The organism is Microcoleus sp. BROC3 (genome assembly GCF_036702515.1).
Classification (GTDB): Bacteria; Cyanobacteriota; Cyanobacteriia; order Cyanobacteriales; family Microcoleaceae; genus Microcoleus.
Map to the genome: position 1 here is coordinate 163,811 of NZ_JAUBTQ010000006.1, position 26,447 is coordinate 190,257.

The following is a 26,447-nucleotide window of genomic DNA, read 5'->3' on the forward strand; positions in this document are numbered from 1 at the left end:
GGTTATTAAATAGGAGCAACTGGCAATGACTGACTCAGAAATACTTAATTCTGATACCATTAAAACACTAGATACGAGCATATCAGAAGTTACAGTTTATACCGATCGCGCGCGGGTGACGAGGCGCGGTACGGTGGCGCTGACGGGAAACGAGACAGAATTGGCGATCGCCTCTGTTCCCGCAACCCTCGAAACAGAGTCAGTTAGGGCCACGGGTGCGGGTACAGTTGCAGTGCGATTGCTGGGAGTGCGAACTGAAACAGTGTTTAGCAGTGAACCAGTGGGCGATCGGACTGGCGAATTAACCCAACAAATCCAGGATTTACAAACCCAAAGACGGGGAATTAACGACAAAATAACCGCCCGAAAAATTCAGCTCAAATTTGTGGAAGGTTTGAGCGAAAAAAGCGTCGGTTTCTTTTCCAGTAGCATCGCCAAACAGCAGGTAGGTTTAAACGAAACTGGCGAATTGCTCAACTTTTTAGGAACTAATTACCTAAAATATGTAAGTGCGATCGCCCAGCACGAAAAACAGCAGCGCGAATTAGACAAGCAAATAGAAGCTTTGCTGCTGCAGTTGCGGCAAGTACAAACTCCCCATTCTCAGCAAAGTTTTAACATCATTGTTGCCATAGAACCCAGTGGCACAGGCAATTTTGAACTAGAAGTTTCCTATGTAGTCATGGGAGCCCGCTGGACTCCCCTTTACGACTTGCGAGTCCACACTACCAACAACCAAATTAACCTCAAATATCTAGCCGAAGTCAATCAAAATACAGGGGAAGATTGGACGGAAGTAGGGCTGACTTTATCCACAGCCAAACCCGGAATGGGAACTTTGCCACCAAAACTCGAACCCTGGTTTATCGATACTGTTTACCCAAAATCAGCTCGCTCCCGACAACTTTTGATGAAACCCACCCGACCGACTGCGGAAGCAGAAATGGAAAGAGACTATATGGAATTAGAGATGGAAAGCGAGGCACAATTTGCAATGATGGCTGGGGACGGTGCTGCTGCCGCACCCGAATCCATAGCGGCTCAAACCGCGACAGCAAAAGTATCTAGAGAAGGCGGCACCGTCACATTTCAAGTACGGGGAAATACCAAGATTCCCAGCGACGGTACACCGCACAAAGTTACGATTTTTAGCGAAAATTATCCCTCGAAACCTGAATATATTGCCGTTCCTCGCTTAGTCAGTTTTGCCTATTTGCAAGCAGTTGTTGTGAATCCGCTGACAGGCGCAACTCTGCTACCCGGTCAAGCAAATATCTTTCGCGATAACACTTTTGTCGGTACTGTACAGTTAGAAAATATCTCCCCAGGTGAAGAATTCAAGCTTAATTTAGGAATAGATGAAGGGCTAAAAATAGAGCGGGAATTAGTAGAAAGACAAGTAGATAAAAAACTTATCGGCCAGCAGCGGCGCACGAGTTACGCTTATCGCTTAAATGTGACAAACTTGCAGCAGGTGCAGGTACACCTGACACTAAAAGAGCAATTGCCAGTCAGCCGCAATGAGCAAATCAAAGTGCGATCGACTCTCACTAATCCGAAGATAGTAGCAGGTGAAATGGGAGTGCTGGAATGGATAATGTCTCTGCCCCCGCAAGCAAACCAAGAGTTATATTACCAGTTTGTTGTCGAATATCCTCCCGAATTAAAAGTCTTCGGTTTAGATATTTAATATTAAGTCGGCAAAAAGTTGTTTGTAGTCAGGACTAAAGTCCTTATTCGTCACCACGTATGAGGACTGAAGCCCCGAGAAACTCTCAAATCTAGCGGTAATTTGTAAACTGCAAAGCCACCGGATAATCTTCTTGCTTCAAGCGTTGAATCACCAACTGCAAATCATCCTTATCCTTAGCAGACACCCGCACTGCATCTCCTTGAATCGAACCTTGAATCTTCTTAAATTCATCGCGAATCAATTTAGTAATCTGTTTCGCGATTTCCTGACTGATACCTTTTTTAAGTTTAATTTCTTGACGCACTCGACTGCCGCTAGCAGGTTCAGCTTTGCCGTAATCAAAAATTTTCAAAGATAAATTGCGCTTGGCGGCTTTAGTTTGCAAAACAGTGTGAATGGCATCGAGAGTAAATTCGCTGTCCGTATTGACAGTAATTGATTCTGCACCCAATTCCACGGTAGTTTTGGTATCTTTCAAATCGTAGCGGCTTTGAATTTCCCGCACAGTTTGGTCAACAGCGTTAACTAATTCTTGCCGATCGAACTCGCTGACAATATCAAAGGAATAACTAGCAGCCATAAATTAGTAATTGGTAAGGGGTAATTGGTAATGGGTAATTGTAATTAGTCATTAATTAAGCGTCTCTTAACTAATGACTAATGACTCATGACTCATGACTACTGATTACTGACTAATAACAATTAGCCATTAACAGCCATTAAACTGAAATAGAATAAAGTAGCTGTGCAAGCAGAACTAATCGCAAACATGAGCGATCGCCCCAGCGGCACATTCAGAATATAGAAAACCGAAAACAACAACCGGGCGATCGTAAAAGCGATCGCAGCCCAACCCGCCGCCTCCGAATCTACCCCCGTCACAAAAGCCATCAAAGCCGCCGCTGAAAACAGCATAAACGTCTCAAACGAATTTTGGTGAGCCCAAGTTGCCCGCTGAGCGTAAGCCGGCAACTTATCAAACATAGCGCGGGGGGCTGCTTGGTCATAGCCTAGCTGCAAGCGGGCGAACGCAACCACCAAAAACGGTGCGTAAACCAGCGCAGCAGCAGCAGCAATACAATCGAGCAGAATAACCGACACAGGCAATCCCAACAGCATCATCCGCCTCGCAGTTCAATCAAAATAGAACAGAGTAACTACCTTGCGCTGTTCCTCCGCATCCTGGCAAGTTTTCAGTAAAGTGTGGCTTTCGTGAAAAGCAAAACAGATCAGTTGCTGGCAGCGAGAAATAATCTCCTGATTGCACATGGCGCTTGCTTCCGGGAGAGACAAACTGTCATTTTTGGGATTTTCTACCAAATGTATCACTTGTTCGAGCTGGTCGCGAGACTCCCGGGGCTGGCGGCTCATGCTTTGCGGCAAAATCACTGTCAGCAGATTAGGATCTGCTCGCATTGCCCCCCGAATTGCGGCTGAATTGGTGCCTGTAGCGCCAGAAGTGATGAGCTGATTGCCTCCCAGAACTATGGCGTAGCTCAGCATCTCAATTAGCTGCTGGTGGGTAATAGGAACGTGGCGAGAACCCAAAAGAGCAATCCGCTTGGAGCTGGTTTGCTGGATCGCCGCAAGTTCTTGTAAAAAATCATCTACTCTGGGTAGCTCAATTGATTGACTCAAAGAATTTATTAAATTAAATAAAACTACGTTGTGGATTTTAGCAGACTCACTAGCAATTGCCACCAAAAAGAAGTTAAGAATTGCTGATTTACGAGATCTCACTAGAGGATGAGGAGATTGGAGGAAGCCAGAAGGCCGAATGTCTGAAAGCATTCGGCTGCCGGAGCTGAAGGTATAATTCAAAAAAAATTGAGAATTTAAGAATTGTGGTTTTTTATTTATTTAAACAAAAAATTCTCTCTGCCGAATACCTTCTTTCTTCAGCTCCCGCTGCCAAATACCTTCAGACATTCTGCCTTCTTAATGGACTCGATCGCCCCACCCCAAAGATGCCATCATGCCCTCAAGGTCAAAGTGTTCTGCCATTAGCTGAGTAACGCATTCCACCTTGATTGGTTCGTGCAGGCGCACGTTGCCAAAGGTGCTGTCGATAATTTCCACCGTGGCTAAGGTATCCAAATCCACAGACAAAACTGGAATTTCCATTTCTTCTGCCCTGCCGATCACTAGGGGAGAAGGAGGCAAGTGGCCTGTCAGAATTAAGCACTGAGTCGAGCTCTCCAGAGCCGCTAGCTGAATGTCCGTGCGATCGCCCCCCGTCACCACCGCCATATTTCTCGCTTTGCGGAAATACTTCAGAGCAGAGCTAACATTCATCGCGCCAATTGTCAAGGTTTCCACCATCAAGTCCAAACGGTCTCGACGGCACAGCACATCAGCTTTCAATTGGTGCACCAATTCTTTGACGCTGACACTTCGCAGCAAAGCACTTCTCGGCAGCATTCCCAAAACTGGAATACCCGCAGCCTCCAGAAAAGGCCGCACAGTCGCCGTTACCGATTCGAGTTTGTCCGAGGGAACGTCATTGAGTACCACGCCCAGCAACCGCGAACCCAAACGCTGTTTAGCAGACAGCAAATCGTCTACATACAGATCGATCGGGCGCGCTACCAGCAGCACAGAGGCATCAACTGCCTCAGCGACTTGAGGCAAAGACAAATCGAACAGACTGCCTTCCTCCAAATTAGCGGGGCCTTCTAACAGCACCAAGTCTCCGCTGGGATCTTGCAAATATCCCGCTAGACCGGAGCGGTAATCTGTCTTGTCTTCTCCCCGCAAACGCTTGTGAACTGTCTCTTCGTCCAAATACACAAGTGTGGACGGCATCTGGATTGCTGAGAGCTTCAGCGTCTCTACCGCGAACCGCACGTCTTCGTCCCCGGCCCCAACTCCCTCGGAGCTAAAACAAGTTCCCAGAGGTTTGCCGTAGGCGATGTCCACTCCTTTGGCTCGGAGTCCGAGTGCCATCCCTAGGGCGATCGCGGACTTGCCACTATAAGCTTTAGTGGAACCGATCAGCAAATATTTAGTCAATTTGGGTACGCCTTCACTCCTCAATTTGCACCTGTCTATTTCACTAAATTTAGTTTATTCAACAGTATTTCTGCACTGCGACTCAATTTCGCAATACAATTATACTCGATTTTGTCGCTTTTGCCCATATCGTTTTTTTGATTGCAGCTTTTATTCACCTGATTGCAACCCTTTTTTTTGCATTTTATTGTACATTTCATTATTATTAAAAAGTGTTTTATATTATATTATATTTTTAATTGTCATTTAAAAAAAGCATTTATAGACAATTATTCCTTTTTTATTTGTATTTAAAAAAAATTAGTGTGGCAGAAATTAGACATTGCTATCAAGCCATTTTAGATAACAACAAGGAATCAAAGCCAAATTTGATACCCCCTGCCAAGCCTTCACGGAGTTTGCGGCATTTTTATATTAATTAAATACAGGTATTCTGTATGGATAAAGCACGATTTGTATCCCAAGCAATTTGGCAGGTTATTGAAACTGAATAGGTATTATTAATTATTAATTATAAGTGCGATCGCCGGCGTAAAAACTAATATCTTGCACTGCGAGCAATAAGCTTATGACTTACGCACGATTGTTGAGAAACCGGGTTTTTTTATGAAAAGACGCGTTGTAGACCGTAGATTCGGTAAAAAACCCGGTTTGTGGGTTCCGATGCGTAAGTCCTGAAGCTGTCTAACAGAGGGCTGCTAGGTCGTGCCTAAACACATAAATTGTCTTAGGGAGGGCTGGCATTTCGACCGCCCAAAGGCTGATTGCGATGCCAGCCCGATCGGAGTTCAAGGGCTGTAGATTGATTTTCCTTGGGCGGATCTACAGCGCTTTCCTCTCAGCTACCGAGTCGCAAAATTTGAACGAAATTGGAGGGCGCGATCGCACTCCTTGGTACCACTATCCGAAATAGGCTTTTGCGCTTGTTCCACAACAAAGTACAGCAGTTTTCAATTGGATCAAATACAAGTAGGGACTCAGGCTTTGCCTGAGTCCCTACACCAAATCTGTATCGCACTCAACTGAAAATTGCTGTAAATTTACTTGAGCGGTGGGGATAAGTGGTTCCCCCAAAAGAGATTATTGAGAAAGATCTAAGAACTCACTTACTATTTCTGCTTCTCAAATAAAACTGGCGCACCAATCATGTAATTTCGCCGTGGTACCGTTACACTATTGGTGCGCCAGTTATAGCGCCCGTCAATCGATTTTAGATTTTAGATTTTAGATTTTAGATTGAAGAAAGCGACCCCACTGATAAATCGGGGGGCTGGCGATCGGGAGCGAGGAGCTTTTTTTCGATCCAGGAATGAATCCGGGGGTCCCGGATTCAATTGCTCGATCGTCAATTGCGGAGTTTCGGGAGCGCCGGTACGGTGAAAGTTAATCATCCATGCGCATCAGCTTCCGGTAAAACGTTTTAGAAAAATCGACGGTACGAGTCCGCTGAAAAGTCAGGAGTACCTCAATTAAGCAACTGACAAACTCAGAGCTTTGCATGGTCACTTCGTAGCTAAGTTCAGCATTGCCGTCAAACAAAACCCGACAGCGGGTCAAATCGATCGGCAACGACGATATATTCCAACTAGCGACAAACGGCACGTTCTCCCCGCCGTCAATTTTTCTTGCCCCCTCCAAGCTTTTGAGCTTGTAGAGGCCGATAGCGTGCGGCAAAAACTTGCGCCGGGGCTCTTGACAGAAAGGCGCGTAGACTTTTACTTCTTTGTCGTCGGCTGGCTTCAGTTGAGGAATAGACATATTTATACCTCAGACAATTACTACTAGCAGATACTTGAGATCCTCTGAAAAAACTAACAGATATTCATGGTCGATCGCAAGCAAAAGTCATCCCAAATACTCTATGCAATGCCGGTTTACCCTGTTCGGACAAGCAGCGAGTCCGCTGCTTGTCCTCCGGTCTGCTTTCGACAAAACGCCAGAAACTGGTACAGTAAATACTTATCTCTAAAATCAAAAACTATTGGTGGTTGAATCAAGTAACCTATGCAGGAGAGTTCTTGGCCAGAAAACGACACTCGCAGCGAGCTTAACTTGGACATCTCTGATTTAGCTCAAGAAGAGCTCAAGAGTTTGACCTCGAACTCGAAGCTCGGCAAAGTATTTGCTATACCAGACATTGGCGACAGGGTGTTTGACACGGAAACAAAAGCAAAGCTCCCGGTGGCGGTGTCTGTGCCGGGAACTCCCTCTTTTCCTCAAAATCTGTACCGGGGACGGCGCGGAAAAGCCGCCGCAGTGCTGACTGCGATTTGGGGCGGGACGATCGCCCTGCACTTGATTTCTTGGGGTGCGTGGGTAGTGTGGGGGTTGACGGGACTGCTGTGGATGCAAGCATTTCGAGTGTTGTTTGCGGAACCCAAGCCCGCACTGCCGCCTCTTGCCGATGAAAGCCGAGAGGATTGGCCGTATGTGTCGCTGCTGGTGGCGGCGAAAAATGAGGAAGCGGTGATTGCCCGATTCGTAGAATCAATCTGCAATGTAGATTATCCGACCGACCGCTACGAAGTTTGGGCGATCGACGATCACAGCAGCGACGGCACGCCGCTAGTATTGGAACAGCTCACCAAAAAGTACCCCCAGCTCAAAGTATTTCGCAGAGGAGCAAATGCCAGCGGCGGCAAGTCGGGAGCATTGAATCAAGTGTTGCCGCTGACTCGCGGGGAATTTGTGGGAATATTTGACGCCGACGCGACAGTAACGCCAGATTTGCTGCGCCGGGTGCTGCCGGTGTTCGATCGAGAACAGGTAGGAGCTGTGCAAGTCAGAAAAGCCATCGCCAATGCTTCAGTAAATTTGTGGACTCGCGGCCAAGAAGCAGAAATGGCTCTCGACAGTTTTTTCCAGCAGCAGCGGATTGCGATCGGCGGCATTGGAGAATTGCGCGGTAACGGCCAATTCATGCGTCGCACCGCCTTGGAAAGCTGCGGAGGCTGGAACGAAGAGACAATTACCGACGACCTGGATTTGACTCTGAGGCTGCACCTAGACCGATGGGACATTGAATTTCTCGCTTTCCCAGCCGTGTCAGAAGAAGGAGTCACTAACGCTCGCGCTCTGTGGCACCAGCGCAATCGCTGGGCAGAAGGTGGCTATCAGCGTTATCTTGACTACTGGCGGCTAATTTTGCGGAACCGCATGGGAACTGGGAAAACTTGGGATTTATTTGGATTTTGGGTATCTCAATATTTCTTACCCACAGTAGCGCTACCCGACTTTGTGATGTCAATTGCGCTGCGCCGGATGCCGATCGCCAGTCCCATAACTTTTATGACCCTTACATTGTCGGTGGTGGGAATGTTTGTCGGTTTGCGCCGCACTCGCAAAGAGACCAAATTTGACGTTAAAAGAGTTTTTCTCACCTTACTGCAAACGCTGCGGGGTACTGTGTATATGTTCCACTGGCTGCTGGTAGGGACTGTGACGGCTCGGATTGCGGTACGGCCTAAGCGACTCAAATGGGTCAAAACCGTCCATCAAGGTGCTGCTAATAGCATCAAGTAAACAATTCGCAGAAATATCTAGGCACAGTATCGCCGAACGTCCGAAGATTTTCCGAGGCAAAAAAACACCAACGCTCGCCAAATACCTGCCCGCCATATCCTAAGAGTAAAATTTGGCAATTCCGAGAAAAAAACACTTTGAAACAGCTTAGGTAATAGGTAATCGGCGAGCGGTAATAGCGAATAAGTAATCGGCAATACAAAAGTCTAAATTTAAAAGATAAAAGCGAGAATTTTTAACTTTTAACTTGACAAAAAACCAATTACTATCTATTAATTATGAATTGCCAATTAGGACGAATTGCTTGTTGCCAACTACCCGTCACCCGTAATAGATAATGGATTTGTTAGAGTACCAAGCTAAATCTTTATTTCGCCAGATGGCAATTCCGATTTTGCCGTCGCAGCGGATTGACAATCCCGCCGACCTCAAAGGACTGAAAATTCCCTACCCAGTTGTACTCAAATCGCAAGTGCGGGCTGGGGGACGGGGCCGGGCGGGCGGTATCAAGTTTGTGGAAAATACGATCGATGCAGTAGCTGCCGCCCAAACAATTTTTAATTTGCCGATCGAGGATGAATATCCCCAAGTCCTGCTGGCAGAAGCAAAGTACAACGCTGACCAAGAATTGTACTTAGCGGTACTCCTAGACCCCGTAGCGCGACGCCCGGTTCTTCTGGGTTCGAGCCAAGGAGGTATGGATGTCGAAGGGTCGATCGAGCAAATGCAGCAAGTTGCCGTAGATCAAGAATTTTCCCCATTCTACGCGAGGCGTCTGGCGCTGAAAATGGGATTGCAGGGAGACTTGATTCAATCGGTGAGCACCATTGTCGAAAAAATGTATCGGCTGTTTGTCGAAAAAGATTTAGACCTAGTAGAAATCAATCCTCTCGGCATCAGTCCGACGGGAGAGGTAATGGCTTTAGATGGTAAAGTCACCGCCAACGACGATGCCTTGGGGCGGCATCCAGATTTGGCAACACTATCGGGAAAGAGGCAAAGCAGCGGGTTGGCACGGGAAAGAAGAAGTCCCCATGCCCACTCGAAGGTTCAGCAGTCGCCGGAGTTTGACCCCAAATCTAAATCCCCAATCTCGAATTCCGAATCCCTGCAATTAATCGAACTAGACGGGAATATCGCGATTTTGTGCAACGGAGTGGGCCTGACAATGGCAACTCTAGATGCTGTAACCCACCAAGGAGGAAAACCAGCTAATTTTGTGAATATTGGTTCCCTAGACCGCTACTATGCAGCAAATGCCCTGCGCGATCGCGTGGAGTTGGGTCTGGAGTTAGTCGCTCAGGATAAAAGCGTTAAGGTGATACTTGTAAATATTTTGGGCAGCGCCTCCAAGACCGAGGAAATAATCGCTGCAGTAGCCGGCTATTTGGAACGGAAAGCTCGCGCTAACCGCCACATCCAAGTTGTGCTCCGGCTGGTAGAGATCGATGCTGATGCTGTTAAAAAGCGTTTGGGACAGTTGCCAGTGCAGCTAGCTAGCACTTTGGATGAGGCCGCGGCCGCTTCTGTATCCTCCGTCAAGTAGCGGCAGTCGATCGGCAAAAAATGAGATTTCTGTACAGATGAAGGCCTTCTGCTTTTTACAGATCGAGTGTCAAGTGGGAAAAAATGAATTTAACTCCTGAAAGCAAAGTCCTAGTACAGGGCATTACAGAATCTCCCGCGTCCACCCGCGCCGCCCTGATGATGAAAGCATACGGCACGAATGTAGTCGCCGGTGTCAGTCCCGGTCGGGGGGGGCTGGAAGTGGAGGGAATTCCGATTTTTGATTTGGTAGAACAAGCAGTGGCGGCAGTGGGTCACGTAGACACTGCGGTAATTTTGGTAGACGCTTACTCGGTGCTGGATGCGGCTTTAGAAGCGATCGCCGGAGGAATTCGGCAAATCGCGATCGTTACTGGGGGAGTGCCTCCTCTGGATATGGTGCACTTAGTCAGAAAAGCAGAAGCCACCGAAACTTTGGTAATCGGGCCCAACAGTCCGGGGATTATTGTGCCCGACAAACTGCTGCTGGGAACTCACCCCAAGGAATTCTACACTCCCGGCCCGGTGGGAGTGATCAGCCGCAGCAGCACTTTGACTTACGAAGTTGCCCTAGAACTAACGGAGGCGGGGTTGGGACAGTCGATGGCGGTTTGTATTGGCTGCGACGCGATTGTCGGTTCTTCTTTTATGCAGTGGCTGCAACTTTTGGACGAAGACGACAGTACCGAAGCGATGGTTTTGGTGGGGGAAGTTGGCGGGTGGAGTGAACAAGCTGCTGCTTCTTACATCGCTTCGGCGATCGACAAACCCGTGGTTGCTTATCTGGCCGGCCGCTACGCTCCCAAGGGGCCGTCTTTGGGCCACGCCGGCATCCTGATCAGTTCTCGCGCTGCTGCCCAGAAAGCCTTTGGAGTTACGGCCCCAAACAAAATGGCTGCCTTTGAAGAGGCGGACATACCTGTGGCGGCTCGACCTTCAGAGATTCCTAAGTTGCTCAAAAAATTGCTAAAGAAAAATTGATTGCTTTGGGAGTTTCCACACAAGTCCTAACCCTCTTGGGGGTTGGGATAGGGGTAGGGCAGGGGCGGGTTTGGTCTCAAAATTGTCTGCTGAATGCCACAACTGCGGGCTAAACCCGCCCCTAAGACACATTTATGATTTTTTTACCACAGTCCTCTGACCGGCCTCACAGGCTGCGGTGCGGGTGCTGGCAAGGGTGCGGGTTCGGCGCGGCGCGGCGCTGGAGGCGGAATTGTTGGCTGCACGCTGCGCCGAGGTTCGATCGGACTTTCGGTGGGATTTGTTTCAGTTGTGCGACTTGTCGATCGCATCACATCTTGAAGCAGGCTTTGCATATTTCCGGCTAAACTCTGAACTTTCCCAACAGCGGCGCTAATGCTGGCAACATCTACGTAAACCTCCGCTAGAGGATACTTTTTCAGGATTTCCAGCAGCGATACCTTACCGTCATCCCCGGCCGCCAGCATCATCGCCGCCCGCAGAGCTTTCCCGCTTTCTGTGCGGCGCTGAGTCCGAATTGCTTGACCGATTTCGTCAGTGATTTTCTCTCCCGGGGTGCTGTAAACTACCCTGGCCAGATTAGCAGGCTTTAAACCGATTTCTAGACCCATGAACCCCCGCAATACTTGCGCGTCCATTTTGGAAAACCGGATAATTTGTTGGAGGGTTGGGGTCGTCGTGCCATCTTTAGCAAAGTCTTCTAAGTCGGTGATATTGATGGTTTGTCTGAGCGGGCCAAATGTGAGGACAACTTTTTCGGCCGCTAATGCTGTACTGCTGCTAGATAATATGCTCGCGCTTGCTCCTAAAAGAAGGGCAAAGCCGATCGATACAAATTTTGTTAATTTCATATTCATTTTTACCGCTCGATTAAAATTATTTTTTCGAGATTTGTACATTATAGATGCAGCAGTTATATTCTACAAGGTCGCCTGTCTAATTTGTACCCGCATCACACCCACAATCTCGACCGAGACTTTTTCTCGATCTTGACTTTAAGAATAAGTAACCACATCTGCCACAATATTTTTGCTTCTATTCATTCTGCCTTCTACCTTCTACATCTGAGTGCCTTCTACATCTGAGTGCCTTCTACATCTGAGTGCCTTCTAGAAGTTATGTTGAAAACCAAGCGCAAATCCAAAAAATCCAAACACAAGCACAGCGAAAAAACAACAGCGCTAAGCAAAAAAGAAGTAGCAGCACAAAAACGCAAAACTTCACAAAAGCGCAATGAATTGCTGCAGGCGATCGCCATAAGCTGCTTAGTCAGCCTTGCTGCCAGCATCCCCCTGTTGTTCGTAGCCCGCCCTAAGATTGCTATTGCAGGAGGCGCAGCCGCAGCCATCTTGCTGCTTTCCTACAAGTACCCCCGTCAAGCTTTGTGGGCTTTTCTAATTTACCTGCCTTTCAGCGGTACAATTACTTACGCAATTGGTGGCGGGAATGCTGCATTTCAAGTAGCAAAAGATGCTTTCTACATACCAGCCCTCATCGCCCTAATTCAAAGCTGCAAAAAGAAACAGTTGCCCCTGTTCATTCCCAAACAAATGCTTTCTACCTTCAGCATCCTGTTAATGATGGCCATGCTGACTTTAATTTTTGTCAACGGCGATATGCAGCTCAACCCTATGAAGGGCGACAAACCAATTTTGCAAGGAATTCTCGGCTTAAAAGTATTGATAGGTTACATACCGCTGATTGCTTGTACCTATTATCTGCTCCGCACTAAGAAGGATTTGGTATTTTTTAGTCGAATGCACATCGTTTTGGCGATCGTTTGCTGCCTTCTCGGTTTGATTCAATACCTGTTGCTGCAAAGTGGAAAGTGTGCAGGCACCCGAGGAATGATCGGAGAAGAATTATATAAAGCAACGCTGCAAGCTAGATGTTTTGTCGGCGGTTCTTTGGTGTTCAGTCCAGAAGTCAAATTTATCCGCTTGCCGGGAACTTTTGTCGCGCCTTGGCAGTGGGCGTGGTTTTTAATTTCTAATGCTTTTTTAACCTTTGCCTCTGCCTTTTGTGACCCTTCATTCTGGTGGCGAGTTATCGGTTTATTTGGCATGGCCTTAGTATTTGCCAATGCCGTTATTTCCGGTCAACGAGCTGCTTTAGTTATGGTTCCCGTTGCTACAGCAATCCTGCTAGTTCTCACCGGTCAATTAGTTAATTTAAAACGATTTATTCCCGTCGGTGCAGGACTGGCGATTCTGCTGTTTGTCGGTGCAGCTATTAACCCGGGAATTGTCGAGCAGCGGTGGGAGAGCTTTGTTAGTCGCTGGAATGCTGCACCGCCCCAGCAGTTTCTCTTTAATCAATTCGAGCAGAGCAACAATTTTATCATTGACAGACCTTTCGGTAGAGGTGTGGGACGAGCAACTAATTCAACGCGAATATTTGGTACCACGCAGCTAATTGAAACTTTCCAACCTAAGTTGATCTACGAACTCGGTTATCCGGGAATGATTGCTTTTCAAATCATGGTTTTACACTTGGCTTTTCTAACTTTTAGAGCTTACCGCTCTGTCAAGGACAAAAGTTTGCGGAGTTACGGAGCTAGTTTTTGGGTGTTTGTTGCATTTATTACGATCAATACTCAATACTATCCGCTGGATGTAGATCCAGTGTCCGTCTATTATTGGGTTTTAGCTGGGGCGATTTTAAAGTTGCCCAAAATTGATAAACAGGTGCAGGATGAAAAACACCAGGAAGTTGAGTCAAATGAATTGCAAGTTCACCAGCCATTAAAGGAGAAAAAAATTATTGCATCTTCCCCAATTTGAGAATAGTTTTGAGTGTTGAGTTTGGTGGATTCTTTCTTGTTCAGTAACCCGCTTTCGCTCCAAGGCGGTGCAAAGATAGCCCACCGTTCTGGGTTTATCTGTGCTAAAACCCACCCCTACAGCATATTGTGGCTCTTAACTTTACTGCGGTTGCCAAACCGGATGGCTAGCATTCAAATCCTGGTCGTTTGTCAATTTATTCAATGCCGAACCGTCCCGATTAATTACATACAAGTTGCTTTTGTCTCCTTGGATTTCATTAAATATAAAAGCAATTTGCTGGCTGTCAGAAGACCAAGCTAATTCGGAAATTACCGACGGTTCTAGCCGAGAAGCTAGTTGATTTAGCTGGTTCCCGTCAGCATTGATTGTGTAGAGTTTTTGATTGTTGAACTCTCCAGCGACGAAAACAATAAATTTGCCATCCGGCGACCACGAAATTTCGTCGTAGTTTCTGGGTTTTTGGGTGAGGTTCTTGGCTGTACCCCGGTTAATATCGAGCAGGTATATATCTTGCTGTTCGCCTGATGAATCGCCTGGTTTATTGTTGTAATAGTAAGCAATGCGGCTGCTCTCGGGCGACCACAATAGTTTGCCGTTGTAAACGTCATTTTGCGGGTTGTTTGTCAAATTTTTGAGGTTGCTTCCATCGGCATTAATGGTGTAAATTTGCTGTTTCGGATAAGCGCCAGACAAGAAAGCAATTTTTGTGCGATCGGGCGACCAAAAAAGATCCCTTGCGCCGGATATTATATCTTCGTCGGGACTTTTAGTTAGTTTGGTCATTTCCGAACCGTCGGCATTCATTTTGTAGATATTTCTATCCTTGACAAATGCTACCTGCTGACCGTCCCCGGAAAGGTAAAATTCAGATGAAATTTCTGTTTTAGGCGGCTCTCCTCCTACTTCCCACTCCCGAACTAATTTAGTTCCTTTAATGCCAGAAGTGTCGCTTGTATAAAGTGACTCACTGCCGGGAGCATCAGAAGTAAAACCGTTGCAAGAACGGGCAAAAACAAGTTTCTGGCTGTTGGAAAACCAAGCTATTTCAAAATGAGCTGCTTTGCAACCAGCCTCAGCAAACTGTTTAGTTAGTCGAGAACCGTCAGCATTGACTGTATAGATGTCGCTGTATCCGCCAACGAAAGCCAGTCGCTGGCCGTTGGGCGACCACACTAGGGGAGCGATAACATCTATATTAGGTGTAAGTTGGCGGCGAACCCAACTGGTAGCATTGACCGCAAATAAAGGGGATCTGTTCTCGCTGCCACGCATCTGGAGGGCGGTAAACGCTAGTATCCTTGGTTTTTGGGCTGCGGTTGGGGGAGGGCTGTGAAGGCTCAAAAACAAGCTGATTAAGAGTGTTAGTGAAAATATGCCGATCGCACTTATCGGCCATAATTTATTGAAGCTAAAAAGTTGCATAATTTGCAACAAGCTTTTGATGGGCGGGCAAGATGCCCACCCCACACTCAACTTAAACTCTTGTGGAACGGGCATCTTCCCTGTTCGATATCCCCGCGGGAAATGCAAGTTAAAACGCATTTTATCGATTTCTCTGCTAATTTTTAAAGTGTTTGTCGGTCTATATGCCGCGACAGCCTCAAACTCTGTTTAATTCTACCAATAATTAGCTCGAACATTTTTTTGCGGGACGGATTCTTGCTGCTGGGTGGCATCCCTAACTCGCAACACATCAAGTTCAAGTCAGTTGCACTCATAGCCAACAACTTTTGCCTCACCTCTTCTTCATTACCATTCTTAGCTTGTAAACGCAGTTCTTCATAAACTTCTAGAACATTTACCGCCGATAAATTAGCAGGTTTAGTAACATCAGCAACCCTGGGAATATCCGAAGTTTTTGAGCCAGCAGAAATCACTCCCCGCTTGACTTGAGTCTCAAGCCGGGTTAATTTTCGAGCAACCTCCCGCAAGATTTCCTTAAGTTCGCCAATTTCCTCAACTAACCCCCCTCTTTCTTGTTCGGAAGCAGCCAAAATTTCTTTTTTACTCATTTCAGGTACTCCTCACACTCGCGCCATAGTTTTTCAAATTCTCTAACTAATTCTCGCGGCAGTTCTCCCTCATTAATCGCCCGTTTTAGCCCGACGCTTTCGCGAATCGTCGATTCTAAAAATCTAACTTCTATGTTATTATCTTTTGATATCTCCTCGCAAAGTCTCTTTACTTCTCTCATGTAGAACTGAACTTCATTTGTCAGCAATCCTCCATAGGTTTTAGCTTTATTCATAAAGACTGCTATCTTGGGAAACGGATAAGGCTCAATCCGTTTCTGGAGCGAGTTTAAAACTAAACTCAATCCCCTAGAACCAAAATAATCGGGATTGACGGGAATTAATATTAAGTCGCAGCAAGAGAGTACGCTGTAGGTGAGGAGACTGAAGGAAGGCGAACAGTCAAAAAGCATCAAGTCGTATTTGGGGAGATTGGCAGAGTTGGCGATTTTGCCGATGAATCTGCGGATGAAGTCTTTAACACTTTTTCCCTCAAATCCATCGATATCCAACCAATACAATTCTTCAACTGAAGGGACAAAATGCAACTGTTCGTCAATCTGATAAATCGTGTCGAAACCAACGGGGAATTTAAAGTTTTGTCCGGCTTTTTTAAAGACTTCTAGAGCGTCGTAAATTGTGAGTCTGTGCTTGAGAGATTGTTCGTACCACTTACCAAACTTGTCATCTAAATGACCTGTATTTTCGTTAAGTCCGATCGCCTCTGTGAGCGACATTTGCGGATCTAAGTCTAACATCAAGACTTCTAAGTCTGTTCCTTGGGATATAATATTGCCCAGACTCCAAGTGACGGTAGTCTTTCCGACACCGCCTTTGAAGTTGATTACGGCTATTGATTTAGGACTCATGGCTGGCTTTGTTTGGATTTTGCTCAATTTTTTATTAAAACATAACGATCGCCCAATTAGCGTTTGCTAAGTATTATTACTCGAATAATGGCGATCGCCTTGAGTAGGCGATCGCCAGATTAACAGCGAGTCTCTTTTTAGAAAAGAACGTCAGGAAACTTGAAAACGTGACTAGCAATATTCCGCACCTTTACTAATGGAACAGGTAATCCAGTTACACTGTAGCCTCGATTTGGTACTACTTTCTGCGGGAGTTCTGGGTGTTGCTGCGAAACTAACAACCTGAATTTACCCGGTTCGACGACCAATATCTCCTGTTGAGGAATGAAAAATATCCAGAGATCGGCTTGCGAAGTCCATCCCCAACAGGGACGGTTGCGATCGTCACAAGCTTCAAAAAACAAGTTTCCAGTTTGCTTGGCTTTTATATCAGTCTTGTACTCAGCAGTTGCAGTTGAACCGTTTGGGCGAATTAGTAGGCGGTCAATACCTGCTTTCTGATACTGTGGCAAATCTGAGACATCCTCAATGCGATAGCCATGAATCTGCAACCACTGGTCTACGATCGCCTCTCCTGTCTTTCCTACTTTCTTTTGAGTTTGGAAGTCGTATTCCTGTTTTTGGGAAAGCGGCGGTACTGGCTGGGAGAATTCGGGTTCGTTGTGCTGATTATTGTTGTACATGATTAATTCCGTCAGCTAAGTTTTGAGTAGTAAATCACTACATCCCTAGCTTCGAGGGTCGGTGTCTGAGATTGTGACCGGCTAAACTGTCTGATGTGTCCGACTTTCTGTCTGAGTTTGTGTCTGACTTTCATTCGTTCAGTTACAATAGCCATAAGTGTTGGAGTCAGGCTATGGCGATAAGAGGATTAAAGGCATCTCCAGAAGGCATCAAAAAAGCACACGATGCTTTAATCAGAAATAGTTTAAATAAGAAGGTTTTAGCGCTAGAGTTAGGAATAGTTCGCTCAACTGTTAGTCGTTTTTTTAAACCTGAACCAGTTGAGCGCTTAAATTTTGAAGAGATTTGTACAAGGCTAGGGCTAGATTGGAGAGATATTATTGCTAATCCGCCCACTGAAACTGAGACAGAGGAAAAAGAACAGAGTAACCCTCATTTTCAAGATGTTGAACCTGAGCAAATTGAGGAAGGGCTGGACAACTTTTGTGACGAGGTTGTGGTCGAGAGGGTGCGATCGCACTCTCCGATCTGTGCTGAGGATTTCGATGAACTGGGAAGAAACAAGGCTAAAGAAAGAGATTTTGAGGGAGCAATTGAAAATTTCGATCGAGCAATTAAGCTCAATCCTAAATATGCAGATGCCTACAATAACCGGGCTAATGTTCGCGGTGAACTAGGGGACGATTCGGGAGCAATTGATGATTACACAGATGCGATATTTCTCAAGCCTAAGTGTCCAGATTTTCACAACAACCGGGGTATTATTTCTTGTAAATTAGGTGATTACCGAGGAGCGCAGGCCGATCACACCCGAGCAATTGAACTAAATCCTGGCTATGCTCAAGCCTACAATGACCGAGGTTTTGCTCGTTTATGCCTGGGCGATCTGCAAGAGGCACTTAAAGATTTCACCAAAGCAATTGAACTAAATGCTGATGATGCCCTTGCTTGGAATAATCGAGGTGATGTCTACTTCTTGAAATTAGACGATCTGCAAAGAGCGCTTGAATATTACGCCCAGGCAGCTCGGCTGAATCCTAATAAGGCTACAACATTCTACAATCTGGGAATTATTCACTCTCGTTTGGGGAACAAAGAGAAAGCGCTTGAGAATTACACCAAGGCAATTGAGCTTAAACGAGACTTTGCTGAAGCTTATTACAACCGAGGCATTGTCCACTATGAATTGGGCTATTCCCAAAGAGCAGAGGAGGATTTTTTCAATGCTAAAAATTTATATCGTCGGCATGGAAAAGAAGAAAATTACCAAAAGTTACTTGATATAATAGAAGAACTTCAGCAAGAAGATTGAGAGCGATCGCATTTAGTAAAGGGATAAAAAGAGCGATCGCTACATTGCTTAAAGCTTCAAATATACTACTATTCACTGTAATGATTCTTACAAGCTGCGATCGCAATTTCTTCATCCGTAACTTGGTAAACCAAACGATGTTCGTTATCAATGCGCCTCGACCAAAAACCACTTAACTCGTATTTCAGAGGTTCAGGTTTGCCCAATCCTTCAAAGGGCGATCGATCTATATCTTTAATCAGTTCTACAATTTTGCGATAAATCTTTTTGTCTAATTTTGCCCATTCATTAAAATCTGCAAAAGCAGAAGATTCAAAAATAATTCTTCTACTCATTACAAATCCTGTAAATCGACTTCAACTAAATTTTGTCTGTCTTTAACATTTTCAATAGCTTTCAACAGTTTGTTTTTATTGATTTCCGATTTCAAAAGATATTCGGTTTCATCGCATTCTGAGACAATTATTTCAATCTCTTTATCTCCAAAAATCGCTTTAATTTGTTCTAAAAAGTTACGATCTAGTTCACTGGCTTTTAAACGATAAACTGTTGACATCGTTTTTACCTATTTTTGATTTCTATAAAAATTAATATTGCCTTTAAATACAGTAGTTTGAAGTTGACACTAAGGGCTGGCAAAATTGCCAGCCCTTAATTTGTTTTAGCGTTTGACCAACTTCTTAGAAACCTTCCGCAAGCGAATAGATTTTGGCGTTACTTCCACCAATTCATCCTGGCCGATGTACTCCAAAGCGCGCTCCAAACTCATATCGATCGGCGCTTGCAATTGCGCCAATTCTTCACCGCCAGATGCGCGGTGGTTTGTCAACTGTTTGGACTTGCAAATATTCAGCTCCATGTCTTCATCTCGGTTGTTTTCTCCGATAATCATCCCTCTGTAAACCTTGGTTCCGGGGATAATGAAAAATACGCCGCGGTCTTCAGCATTTTTCAGTGAATACTGGGTCGCAATTCCTTCTTCAAAGGAAATCAATACTCCGTTGCGACGGGCGATAATTTCTCCACCGAGGGGGCGATAGTCGAGGAAGCTGTGGTTCATAATTCCAGCGCCGCGAGTCAAGCGCATAAACTCGCCTCGGAATCCAATCAAACCGCGGGCGGGGACTGAAAATTCGATTTGGGTGCGACCGGTGCTGCTGACGTGCATATCTTGCATTTCTGCTTTCCGCTGACCGAGGCGTTCGATGCAGCCACCGACTGCTTCTTCGGGTACGTCTAACACCAAACATTCAAAGGGTTCGCAGGGACGACCGCCGATTTCGCGGTAGATTACTTGCGGTTGAGATACTTGGAATTCGTATCCTTCGCGACGCATATTTTCGATCAGGATTCCGAGGTGGAGTTCGCCACGGCCGGATACGAGGAATTTGTCGGGAGATTCGGTTTCTTCGACGCGCAAGGCGACGTTGGTTTGGAGTTCTCGCATTAGTCGATCGCGAATTTGACGCGATGTTACCAAACTACCTTCTTGACCGCAGAACGGCGAATCGTTCACAGAGAAAGTCATCTGCAAAGTTGGTTCGTCTACTTTGATTAAAGGCAGCGCTTGCGGGTCGTTGGGACAGGTAATTGTCTCGCCAATATACGCATCAGCAAAACCGGCAACGGCGACAAGATTACCAGCAGAAGATTCTGGGATATCAATCCGCTTCAGGCCTTCAAAGCCCATCAGTTTGGTAATTTTTGATTTGACAATCGCGCCGCTTTCGGTGATTAAGACTGCTTGTTGACCGATTCTAATCGTGCCGTTGTGGATGCGGCCGATGACGATGCGACCGACGTATTCTGAGTAATCTAAGGTGGTTACTTGCAGTTGTAGTGGCTTGTTGGGGTCGCCTACGGGGGGTGGTACGTGGTCGAGGATTTCTTCAAAGAGGGGCTTCATATCTACCCCTTCGTCTTCGAGGTGTTTTTTGGCGTAACCGCTTAAGCCGGAACCGAAGAGATAGGGAAATTCGCACTGATCGTCGTCAGCACCTAGTTCGAGGAACAGATCCAAAACTTTATCGACGGCTTTGTGGGGGTCGGCTCGCTCGCGATCGATCTTATTCACAAAGACGATCGGGCGCAGTCCTTTTTCTAGGGCTTTTTTGAGCACGAACCGCGTTTGCGGCATCGGGCCTTCGTTGGCGTCTACGATCAGCAGACAGCCGTCAACCATGCCGAGAACTCGTTCGACTTCGCCGCCGAAGTCCGCGTGTCCGGGGGTATCGACGATGTTGATCAGGGTTTCTCCGTACCTGACGGCGGTGTTTTTGGAAAGGATGGTAATGCCGCGTTCGCGCTCGATGTCGTTGGAGTCCATGACGCAATCTGGGATTTCTTCCCCTTCGCGGAAGATCCCGGACTGTCTGAGGAGAGCGTCCACAAGGGTGGTTTTGCCGTGATCGACGTGAGCAATGATGGCGACGTTGCGAATGGGAAGACTCATAATGCGTCTGGAACGTTAAACGGATCTAACTAAAGATTTCTTAATAATTGTAGCGCATGGAGTCAAGGGCCGATCGGGCCCGGCTTTAAGATTGGAGGGCGATCGTCGCTAGAATCAAGATTATGGAAGTGCAACAAGCGTGAAATTGAGCGTTACAACACGCCTGACGGCAGAGTTTTTTTCGATCGGCGATCTTGAGTTGGCCCAGGTGAAGAAGCTTTGATAGGGGGCGATCGCCGATATTAAGATGAGGGTGCAAGTACGATCGGCTTTATGGAAGTACAACCCAGAGATATTCAGCAGTATCAGATACCTGATGGCAAAATTCCTTTTTCCGAGTGGTTGGAATCTCTCCCTTGACTTTAAAGGCAAGGCCAAGATTGTTAAAAGGCTTGAGCGGGTTAGCGAGGGCAATCTAGGAGATTCTCGATCGCTGGGAGAGGGAGTCTGGGAATTTAGGATTGACTTTGGCCCGGGCTACCGCGTCTATTTTGGACAAATAGAAACCACTATAGTGCTTCTGCTGTGCGGCGGAGATAAAAGCACTCAAGAGCAAGATATTAGCACAGCTAAGAAATATTGGAGAGAATACAGGAGCCGAGAAAATGCCTAAAAGCGTACCTTACCATCCGTTAAAAATTAAATCTCTCAAAGACCCCTTATTTGCTGTGGCTTACCTCACAGAGATACTTGAGGAGGAAGAAGGAGATTTGGAATTAGGAATCATGCGAAAAGCACTTCGAGATGTATTTGAGGCTCTGGGCGAACCAAATATGCCTGCTGAAGATGCTAAATTGCATTTGAAAAAATTAGATGTTTTGTTGTCGGGAGAAGGAAGTGCGACAATTTATGCTTTGGCAAGTTGGCTAAATGCTCTGGGATTGAAGTTATCTGTTGCAGTTGATGAAGGGGATAAAGGGGAAGAGAAAGATTCTGTTGGTGGTGCTGAGTTGGCGGAAGTGGGTAATGTTTGATGAGGCGCCAACTTCCCAAACATGGCTTTTTAAGTTTTTTTGATTTTAGGGTAGCACTATGTCAGAAACCGAACTAGATTTAGTATCAATAGCCACGAGAGTATTGCAGCTTGAAGAAGAGCAAGTTATTCTGAAAAAATATCTAGCCAAACTTAAGAGGCAGTTAGAGGCACAGGAACAACGATTTAACGATCGCCCTGAACCGCAAATGCTAGAAAGTTTGACTGCTGAAATTGCGTCCCTGCAACAGCCGTGTGATTTGGGAAATGGCGATATGTCTGTCATTGCCGATCGACCGATCGAGCTTGACACCGAGACAGAAAAGCCAAAGTCAGACTTTCAGTATCAGTTAGTATGCGATCGTCCCAACAGTCGTGCTGTGTTGATGGAAGCTTTATCACTAGCTCAAGAGCGGCTGATTATTGTTTGCCCTTGGCTTAATTGTAACAGCATTAATGATGAATTGCTGCAAAAATTTAGAGAGTGTTTGAACCGAGGATGTTTGATAAATATTGGCTGGGGTTATCTGGGAGACAGGCAAAATATCGGCAAGGGATGGCGCTACAATGCTTTGGCCGATTTGCAAGAATTAGCCAGCGAATATCCCGATCAATTTTGTCTCTCTTTATTGGGAACTCACGAAAACTTTTTAGTATGTGATTCTAGTTTTGCCATATTGGGTAGCCATAATTTTCTGACTAACAGCGATGAAAGTGCAGAAAAAGAAGTGGGAATTCGCACGAATGACTGCCAAATAGTCAAGCAATTAATTGAGCGCTTTGACAGCAGCGAAGTATTAAATGAGGAGGAGATAGAAAGACGGTTTTTAGCGAGTTCGGATTCCATCGATCGAGCTGATTATTTGGAAGGCTTGGCGGCGGATGCTGAAGATATTGCTTTAGAGGATAGCTGTGAGGAGGATGTGGAGGATGAGTTTGAGGAATGTCTGGAACCTGTTGTTAGTGTTGAGGATTTTTGGCAGCGTTACAGTGAGGGAGAAAGGGATTTTACAGGGATTAATTTAGCTGGGGCTAATCTAACAGGTAAACACCTAGCTTCTGATGTCAACCTGAGTAAAGCTAATTTGAAAAAAGCTAATTTAAGGGGTGTTAATTGGCAGAGGCTCAACCTCAGCGGGGCAATTCTTAATGGAGCAGATATGAGGGAGGGCTATTTCTCTAGCACAAATTTTAGCGAATCTAAACTAGGCGGTGTCAACCTTTCTAAGGCTGATTTATCCAGTGCTAATCTGAATCAGGCAAACTTAGTCAATGCCAACCTCGAGCAGGCTAATTTATATAGTGCTAATCTGAATCAGGCAAACTTAGTCAATGCCAACCTTGCTCAGGCTAGTTTATCCAGTGCCAATCTGGAGCGGGCAAATTTAATCAATGCTAACCTCTCTCAGGCTAATTTACAATCAGCTAAACTAGAAAAAGCCAAATTTAGCAAGGCGAGTTTAAGAGGAGCAAAACTAGAAAATGCAAATTTTAGTGAAGCCGATTTGAATGGTGCAAACCTCAGCGGCTCTAAACTTAGTCAACAAACAAAATTTACAAGTGCAAACCTCAGTAAAGCTAACTTAAGCGGGCTATACTTAAGAAAAACCGACCTAAACAATGCTGATTTGACAAATGCAAACCTGAGTAATTCTAACCTTTTAGAAGCCAACATCGACCGAGCAAATCTCAAGGGAGTTCAACTTGAAGGAGCGATTTACAATCAAGCAACTTTATTTCCTACTGATTTCGAGCCCGTGAAAGCTGGCGCTTACTTAATTGCTCCTTATGTATCACTGCAAAATGCCGATCTAACTGGTAGGGACTTGAGCAGTGTTAACTTGACGGGAGCCAATTTACAAGGTGCTAATTTGATTTCAGCAAAATTGAATAATTCCAATTTGAGAGATGCGAATTTGAGTGGGGCAAAACTTCAGGGAGCAAGTCTAGACGCCTGTAATTTGAGTCGGGCTAATTTGAAGCAGGTAAACTTGAATGATGCAAGATTAGTTAGTGCCGATCTAACGACAGCCGACTTAACTGAATCTGACTTGCGACAAGCGGAATTAAACTCTGCAAAGCTGCGTGGTGCTGAGCTAGTTTCAGCAGACATCCGTGCAGCAAGATTAGGCTTTGCAGACTTATCTGGCGCTAACTTAACGGGTGCAAAAATAGGGGGAGCGGACTTGGCAAATGCTAAACTGACTGGTGCAATTATGCCAGATGGCTCTACTCATCAATAAAATTAGTTAAGGGGTTTGCTAAACCAAATCAACTCAAAAAGCCTCAATAAACTCTTTCACCACACAATAGATGTTCCGCAGCAACTCCACCTGCAATTCTGACAACCCGTGCTTAATCTTACTTACCAACTTACCCCAGTTGTAGAGTTCTTCCACACCGCGAGACTGCCGAAATTTCCCCTCATAAAAATCTACCCAAAATATCGGTGCTTGATGTTGGCTGATTCTCCAGCGTTTTCGCCACCGGATGCAGTCTTGCAGCGTCGGCGGTTCGACTCCTAAAATTGGCGGCATATCTGCGTAGCTGACAAATTGACTGATGCCAACTCCCACAACGTGGATGACGTAAGCCCAGCAGCGAATGTCCCGAATCAGTTCTGGCTTGACTTTCAAGACTTTGGCAACTGCTTCTTTGGTGACAAAGCGAGCTAGCGGATTTATTTGCTTGGCTTCTGAGTGTTGTGTTGCTATCATAGTGGGTGCATCATCTGATTGAATGTGTGCATCTGATTGAATGAGTGCGTTTTGAATAAGTGCGTCTGATTTAACTAGGTGTGTCTCATTTGATGAGAGTTTGTCTGAAAAAGTGATCGCCCTTTAGTTTCTGAGGCCAGGGGGCGATCGCCCTTTAATATCTAATTACTTTAAGGCAAATACTTGCCCTTTGTCAAGAATGGGATTGGTGAGGTTGCGGATTCGAGAGCTGGCCGCCGAAAACGGCTGGACTTTGACAGAGGTTGCCGATCGCTCGGGAGTTCACTACAGCACGCTGAAAAATTATGCCCGATCGCCCGGGTTAGCAACGGTTGACGTTACTTATCTGCAAAAATTAGCTCGAACTTTTGACGTGTTGATTGAAGACTTGTTTGAGGTCGTGGAAGAATAGGTTGTCGCCGGCGTTTCCTCAGTCGGGGATTTAACGTTTATGTATATAAACATTATAGGTGAGATTTCACCCTCATGTCAAGAGGCGAATTAATAAAATTGCGAATTAGAGAGTTGGCGGCTAGGGAAGGCTGGACGCTCAAAGAAGTAGCCGATCGCTCCGGGGTATCCTACAATACTGTTAAAAGTTATGCCAGATCGCCCGGTATGGCAATGGCTGACATCAGTGCTCTGCTAAAATTGGCCCGGACGTTTGATGTGTCGATCGAAGAATTGTTGGATTTTGTGGAACAGTAACAAATTACACTTAAAATAAACCAGCGCTACCAGCGCCAACCAGTTCGGCCTCGCAGGGACGATCGACTGTGGGCCCAAGCAACAGATGCGAGAGTTGGCGGATGGGACGGGGCGAAGTCAGAAAGAGATGATATATTCTCAGCGCCAATTGTAGCTGTTCGATCGCCCATATCGGTCTACAATTTGTAACGTTGAGCCTTATTGAAGTGCAGGAGTGGAGCTGGCTTGGATAACGCTAGTCTGTCGAGAAAACCCCCGCAAGCCTCGGAGCTTGTCGCCGACGAAATTCCAGAAGCAGTGCGAGACCACCCATACCCAGAAGCAGGGCAGAGTCAGTCTAAGAAAAAAGGGCTGATTTGGAAACTGCTAGGGTTGGCCGCACTAGCCTGTGGGGTCAGCATCTGGCTGCACCTCAACTTTAACTTGTTCCCAGCCACCAGTCAGGCCGAGCAAACTCAACAAAACCCAGCACCGGCCAGTTCCGCGTCTCCGTCGGCCGCGAGTCCAGCTACCAATCCAAAAGTCGGCACCGCCCCCGCCACCCCAGACAACCTGCTGGGACACTTGCCCTACCCAGAAGCACCAGCCAAAGACTTAGTAGGCGTCACCCCCGACGGTAGCGTCAAACTCCGCACCTCAGCAGCAGCAAAATATCAGGAAATGGCCAACGCCGCAGCGGCATCAGGCATCTACTTCGCTCCCATATCCGGCTTTCGCTCCGTGGAAGACCAACAGCACGTATTTTTTGACGTGAAAGCCGAACGCAGGCAAAACGCTAGCAAGCGAGCCGAAGTTAGCGCCCCTCCAGGTTACAGCGAACACCACACCGGTTACGCGATCGACATCGGCGACGGCAGCGCCCCCGAACACAACCTCAGCCCCAGTTTTGAAAATACCGAAGCATTCAAGTGGTTAGAAGCCAACGCCGTCGCCTTCAGCTTTGAAATGTCCTTCCCCAAAAACAATCGCCAAGGCGTCAGTTACGAGCCTTGGCACTGGCGGTTTGTGGGCGACAAGCAAAGCCTCGAAACTTTCTACAAAGCTCATTCGATGAAAAAGTAGAAGGAAGTTCGGCAACGGATTCGCTCGACGGATGTAACGGATGTAACGGATGTAACGGATGTCAGGAAGAAGGAAGAAGGAAGATTTTCCACATCTCCGGCTTTGCCACTCCCCCACTC

25 protein-coding genes and 1 pseudogene are annotated in these 26,447 nt (G+C 46.3%); 12 read left to right on the top strand and 14 right to left on the bottom strand.

All coding sequences use genetic code 11. The features are described 5' to 3' along the window. The first annotated feature begins 25 nt into the window (after positions 1 to 25). Positions 26 to 1,690 carry a mucoidy inhibitor MuiA family protein gene (locus tag QUB30_RS05925; protein WP_333330473.1) on the top strand — a complete coding sequence of 555 codons (1,665 nt, stop codon included), beginning with the start codon at positions 26 to 28 and terminating at the stop codon, positions 1,688 to 1,690. Between the two features lie 91 nt (positions 1,691 to 1,781). On the opposite strand, the gene QUB30_RS05930 is transcribed toward QUB30_RS05925, so the two are convergent. The 5 genes from QUB30_RS05930 to ebsA all read right to left on the bottom strand — a co-directional run bounded on the left by QUB30_RS05930 (position 1,782) and on the right by ebsA (position 6,463). Continuing rightward, complete coding sequence (locus QUB30_RS05930; RefSeq protein WP_006634691.1) at positions 1,782 to 2,273, bottom strand: YajQ family cyclic di-GMP-binding protein; 492 nt, start codon at positions 2,271 to 2,273, stop codon at positions 1,782 to 1,784. Positions 2,274 to 2,395: 122 nt separating this feature from the next. Then, on the bottom strand, positions 2,396 to 2,812 hold the full coding sequence (locus tag QUB30_RS05935) for an MAPEG family protein (protein ID WP_333330543.1): 417 nt from the start codon (positions 2,810 to 2,812) through the stop codon (positions 2,396 to 2,398). A 15-nt stretch (positions 2,813 to 2,827) separates the two neighbouring features. Next, complete coding sequence (locus tag QUB30_RS05940; protein WP_039887610.1) at positions 2,828 to 3,331, bottom strand: hypothetical protein; 504 nt, start codon at positions 3,329 to 3,331, stop codon at positions 2,828 to 2,830. Positions 3,332 to 3,631: 300 nt separating this feature from the next. After that, positions 3,632 to 4,729 carry a phosphotransacetylase family protein gene (locus QUB30_RS05945; RefSeq protein WP_333330476.1) on the bottom strand — a complete coding sequence of 366 codons (1,098 nt, stop codon included), beginning with the start codon at positions 4,727 to 4,729 and terminating at the stop codon, positions 3,632 to 3,634. A gap of 1,359 nt (positions 4,730 to 6,088) precedes the next feature. Further along, positions 6,089 to 6,463: a type IV pilus biogenesis protein EbsA gene (gene ebsA / locus QUB30_RS05950; protein WP_333330479.1), complete on the bottom strand. Its 375-nt coding sequence runs from the start codon at positions 6,461 to 6,463 to the stop codon at positions 6,089 to 6,091. A 246-nt stretch (positions 6,464 to 6,709) separates the two neighbouring features. Between ebsA and QUB30_RS05955 the strand changes: the two genes are divergently transcribed. The 3 genes from QUB30_RS05955 to QUB30_RS05965 all read left to right on the top strand — a co-directional run bounded on the left by QUB30_RS05955 (position 6,710) and on the right by QUB30_RS05965 (position 10,753). Continuing rightward, complete coding sequence (locus QUB30_RS05955) at positions 6,710 to 8,227, top strand: glycosyltransferase family 2 protein (protein ID WP_333330482.1); 1,518 nt, start codon at positions 6,710 to 6,712, stop codon at positions 8,225 to 8,227. A 337-nt stretch (positions 8,228 to 8,564) separates the two neighbouring features. Next, complete coding sequence (locus tag QUB30_RS05960; RefSeq protein WP_333330485.1) at positions 8,565 to 9,773, top strand: succinate--CoA ligase subunit beta; 1,209 nt, start codon at positions 8,565 to 8,567, stop codon at positions 9,771 to 9,773. 83 nt (positions 9,774 to 9,856) lie between these two features. Further along, complete coding sequence (locus QUB30_RS05965; RefSeq protein WP_190662712.1) at positions 9,857 to 10,753, top strand: succinate--CoA ligase subunit alpha; 897 nt, start codon at positions 9,857 to 9,859, stop codon at positions 10,751 to 10,753. Between the two features lie 143 nt (positions 10,754 to 10,896). On the opposite strand, the gene QUB30_RS05970 is transcribed toward QUB30_RS05965, so the two are convergent. Further along, complete coding sequence (locus QUB30_RS05970) at positions 10,897 to 11,604, bottom strand: alpha/beta hydrolase (RefSeq protein ID WP_333330489.1); 708 nt, start codon at positions 11,602 to 11,604, stop codon at positions 10,897 to 10,899. A 267-nt stretch (positions 11,605 to 11,871) separates the two neighbouring features. Between QUB30_RS05970 and hpsL the strand changes: the two genes are divergently transcribed. Continuing rightward, positions 11,872 to 13,536, top strand: coding sequence for a hormogonium polysaccharide biosynthesis protein HpsL (gene hpsL, locus QUB30_RS05975; protein WP_333330492.1), 1,665 nt, complete (start codon positions 11,872 to 11,874; stop codon positions 13,534 to 13,536). A gap of 141 nt (positions 13,537 to 13,677) precedes the next feature. Here hpsL and QUB30_RS05980 read toward each other — a convergent pair whose 3' ends face one another. The 4 genes from QUB30_RS05980 to QUB30_RS05995 form a co-directional block, all read right to left on the bottom strand. Continuing rightward, a complete protein-coding gene (locus QUB30_RS05980; protein WP_333330495.1) occupies positions 13,678 to 15,036 on the bottom strand; it encodes a DPP IV N-terminal domain-containing protein in 1,359 nt (452 codons plus the stop codon). A gap of 68 nt (positions 15,037 to 15,104) precedes the next feature. Next, positions 15,105 to 15,551 (bottom strand): hypothetical protein, encoded by a 447-nt coding sequence (locus QUB30_RS05985; RefSeq protein WP_333330498.1) that lies wholly within the window; start codon positions 15,549 to 15,551, stop codon positions 15,105 to 15,107. After that, positions 15,548 to 16,420: a ParA family protein gene (locus tag QUB30_RS05990; protein WP_333330501.1), complete on the bottom strand. Its 873-nt coding sequence runs from the start codon at positions 16,418 to 16,420 to the stop codon at positions 15,548 to 15,550. Before QUB30_RS05990 ends, QUB30_RS05985 begins: the two co-directional genes overlap by 4 nt. A 137-nt stretch (positions 16,421 to 16,557) precedes the next feature. Then, positions 16,558 to 17,103, bottom strand: coding sequence for a hypothetical protein (locus tag QUB30_RS05995; RefSeq protein WP_333330504.1), 546 nt, complete (start codon positions 17,101 to 17,103; stop codon positions 16,558 to 16,560). A gap of 173 nt (positions 17,104 to 17,276) precedes the next feature. Between QUB30_RS05995 and QUB30_RS06000 the strand changes: the two genes are divergently transcribed. Further along, entirely contained in the window at positions 17,277 to 18,416 is a 1,140-nt protein-coding gene (locus tag QUB30_RS06000) for a tetratricopeptide repeat protein (RefSeq protein WP_333330507.1), read from the top strand. 68 nt (positions 18,417 to 18,484) lie between these two features. Here QUB30_RS06000 and QUB30_RS06005 read toward each other — a convergent pair whose 3' ends face one another. From QUB30_RS06005 to typA, 3 genes are all read right to left on the bottom strand, one after another. Further along, a complete protein-coding gene (locus QUB30_RS06005; protein WP_333093428.1) occupies positions 18,485 to 18,751 on the bottom strand; it encodes a Txe/YoeB family addiction module toxin in 267 nt (88 codons plus the stop codon). Next, positions 18,751 to 18,972, bottom strand: coding sequence for a hypothetical protein (locus QUB30_RS06010; protein WP_333094472.1), 222 nt, complete (start codon positions 18,970 to 18,972; stop codon positions 18,751 to 18,753). The genes QUB30_RS06005 and QUB30_RS06010 overlap by 1 nt, the downstream gene beginning before the upstream one ends. A gap of 105 nt (positions 18,973 to 19,077) precedes the next feature. Further along, positions 19,078 to 20,868 (bottom strand): translational GTPase TypA, encoded by a 1,791-nt coding sequence (gene typA, locus QUB30_RS06015; protein ID WP_333330510.1) that lies wholly within the window; start codon positions 20,866 to 20,868, stop codon positions 19,078 to 19,080. Between the two features lie 273 nt (positions 20,869 to 21,141). On the opposite strand from typA, the pseudogene QUB30_RS06020 reads away from it, so the two are divergent. From QUB30_RS06020 to QUB30_RS06030, 3 genes and pseudogenes are all read left to right on the top strand, one after another. Then, a pseudogene (locus QUB30_RS06020) lies at positions 21,142 to 21,481 on the top strand (type II toxin-antitoxin system RelE/ParE family toxin). Then, entirely contained in the window at positions 21,474 to 21,842 is a 369-nt protein-coding gene (locus QUB30_RS06025; RefSeq protein WP_333330513.1) for a transcriptional regulator, read from the top strand. The pseudogene QUB30_RS06020 and the gene QUB30_RS06025 overlap by 8 nt, the downstream one beginning before the upstream one ends. 58 nt (positions 21,843 to 21,900) lie before the next feature. Continuing rightward, the gene (locus QUB30_RS06030) at positions 21,901 to 24,084 is read left to right on the top strand and encodes a pentapeptide repeat-containing protein (RefSeq protein ID WP_333330516.1); all 2,184 of its coding nucleotides are present in this window, start codon (positions 21,901 to 21,903) and stop codon (positions 24,082 to 24,084) included. A gap of 33 nt (positions 24,085 to 24,117) precedes the next feature. Here the strand turns inward: QUB30_RS06030 and QUB30_RS06035 are convergent, their stop codons facing one another. Beyond that, positions 24,118 to 24,558 carry a hypothetical protein gene (locus QUB30_RS06035; RefSeq protein WP_333330519.1) on the bottom strand — a complete coding sequence of 147 codons (441 nt, stop codon included), beginning with the start codon at positions 24,556 to 24,558 and terminating at the stop codon, positions 24,118 to 24,120. Between the two features lie 199 nt (positions 24,559 to 24,757). Between QUB30_RS06035 and QUB30_RS06040 the strand changes: the two genes are divergently transcribed. The 3 genes from QUB30_RS06040 (at position 24,758) to QUB30_RS06050 (ending at position 26,328) form a co-directional block, all read left to right on the top strand. Beyond that, complete coding sequence (locus QUB30_RS06040) at positions 24,758 to 24,970, top strand: helix-turn-helix domain-containing protein (protein ID WP_293131940.1); 213 nt, start codon at positions 24,758 to 24,760, stop codon at positions 24,968 to 24,970. A 74-nt stretch (positions 24,971 to 25,044) separates the two neighbouring features. Then, positions 25,045 to 25,266: a helix-turn-helix transcriptional regulator gene (locus QUB30_RS06045; RefSeq protein WP_333330522.1), complete on the top strand. Its 222-nt coding sequence runs from the start codon at positions 25,045 to 25,047 to the stop codon at positions 25,264 to 25,266. Between the two features lie 225 nt (positions 25,267 to 25,491). Continuing rightward, the gene (locus QUB30_RS06050) at positions 25,492 to 26,328 is read left to right on the top strand and encodes a M15 family metallopeptidase (RefSeq protein WP_333330525.1); all 837 of its coding nucleotides are present in this window, start codon (positions 25,492 to 25,494) and stop codon (positions 26,326 to 26,328) included. The last annotated feature ends 119 nt before the right edge of the window (positions 26,329 to 26,447 follow it).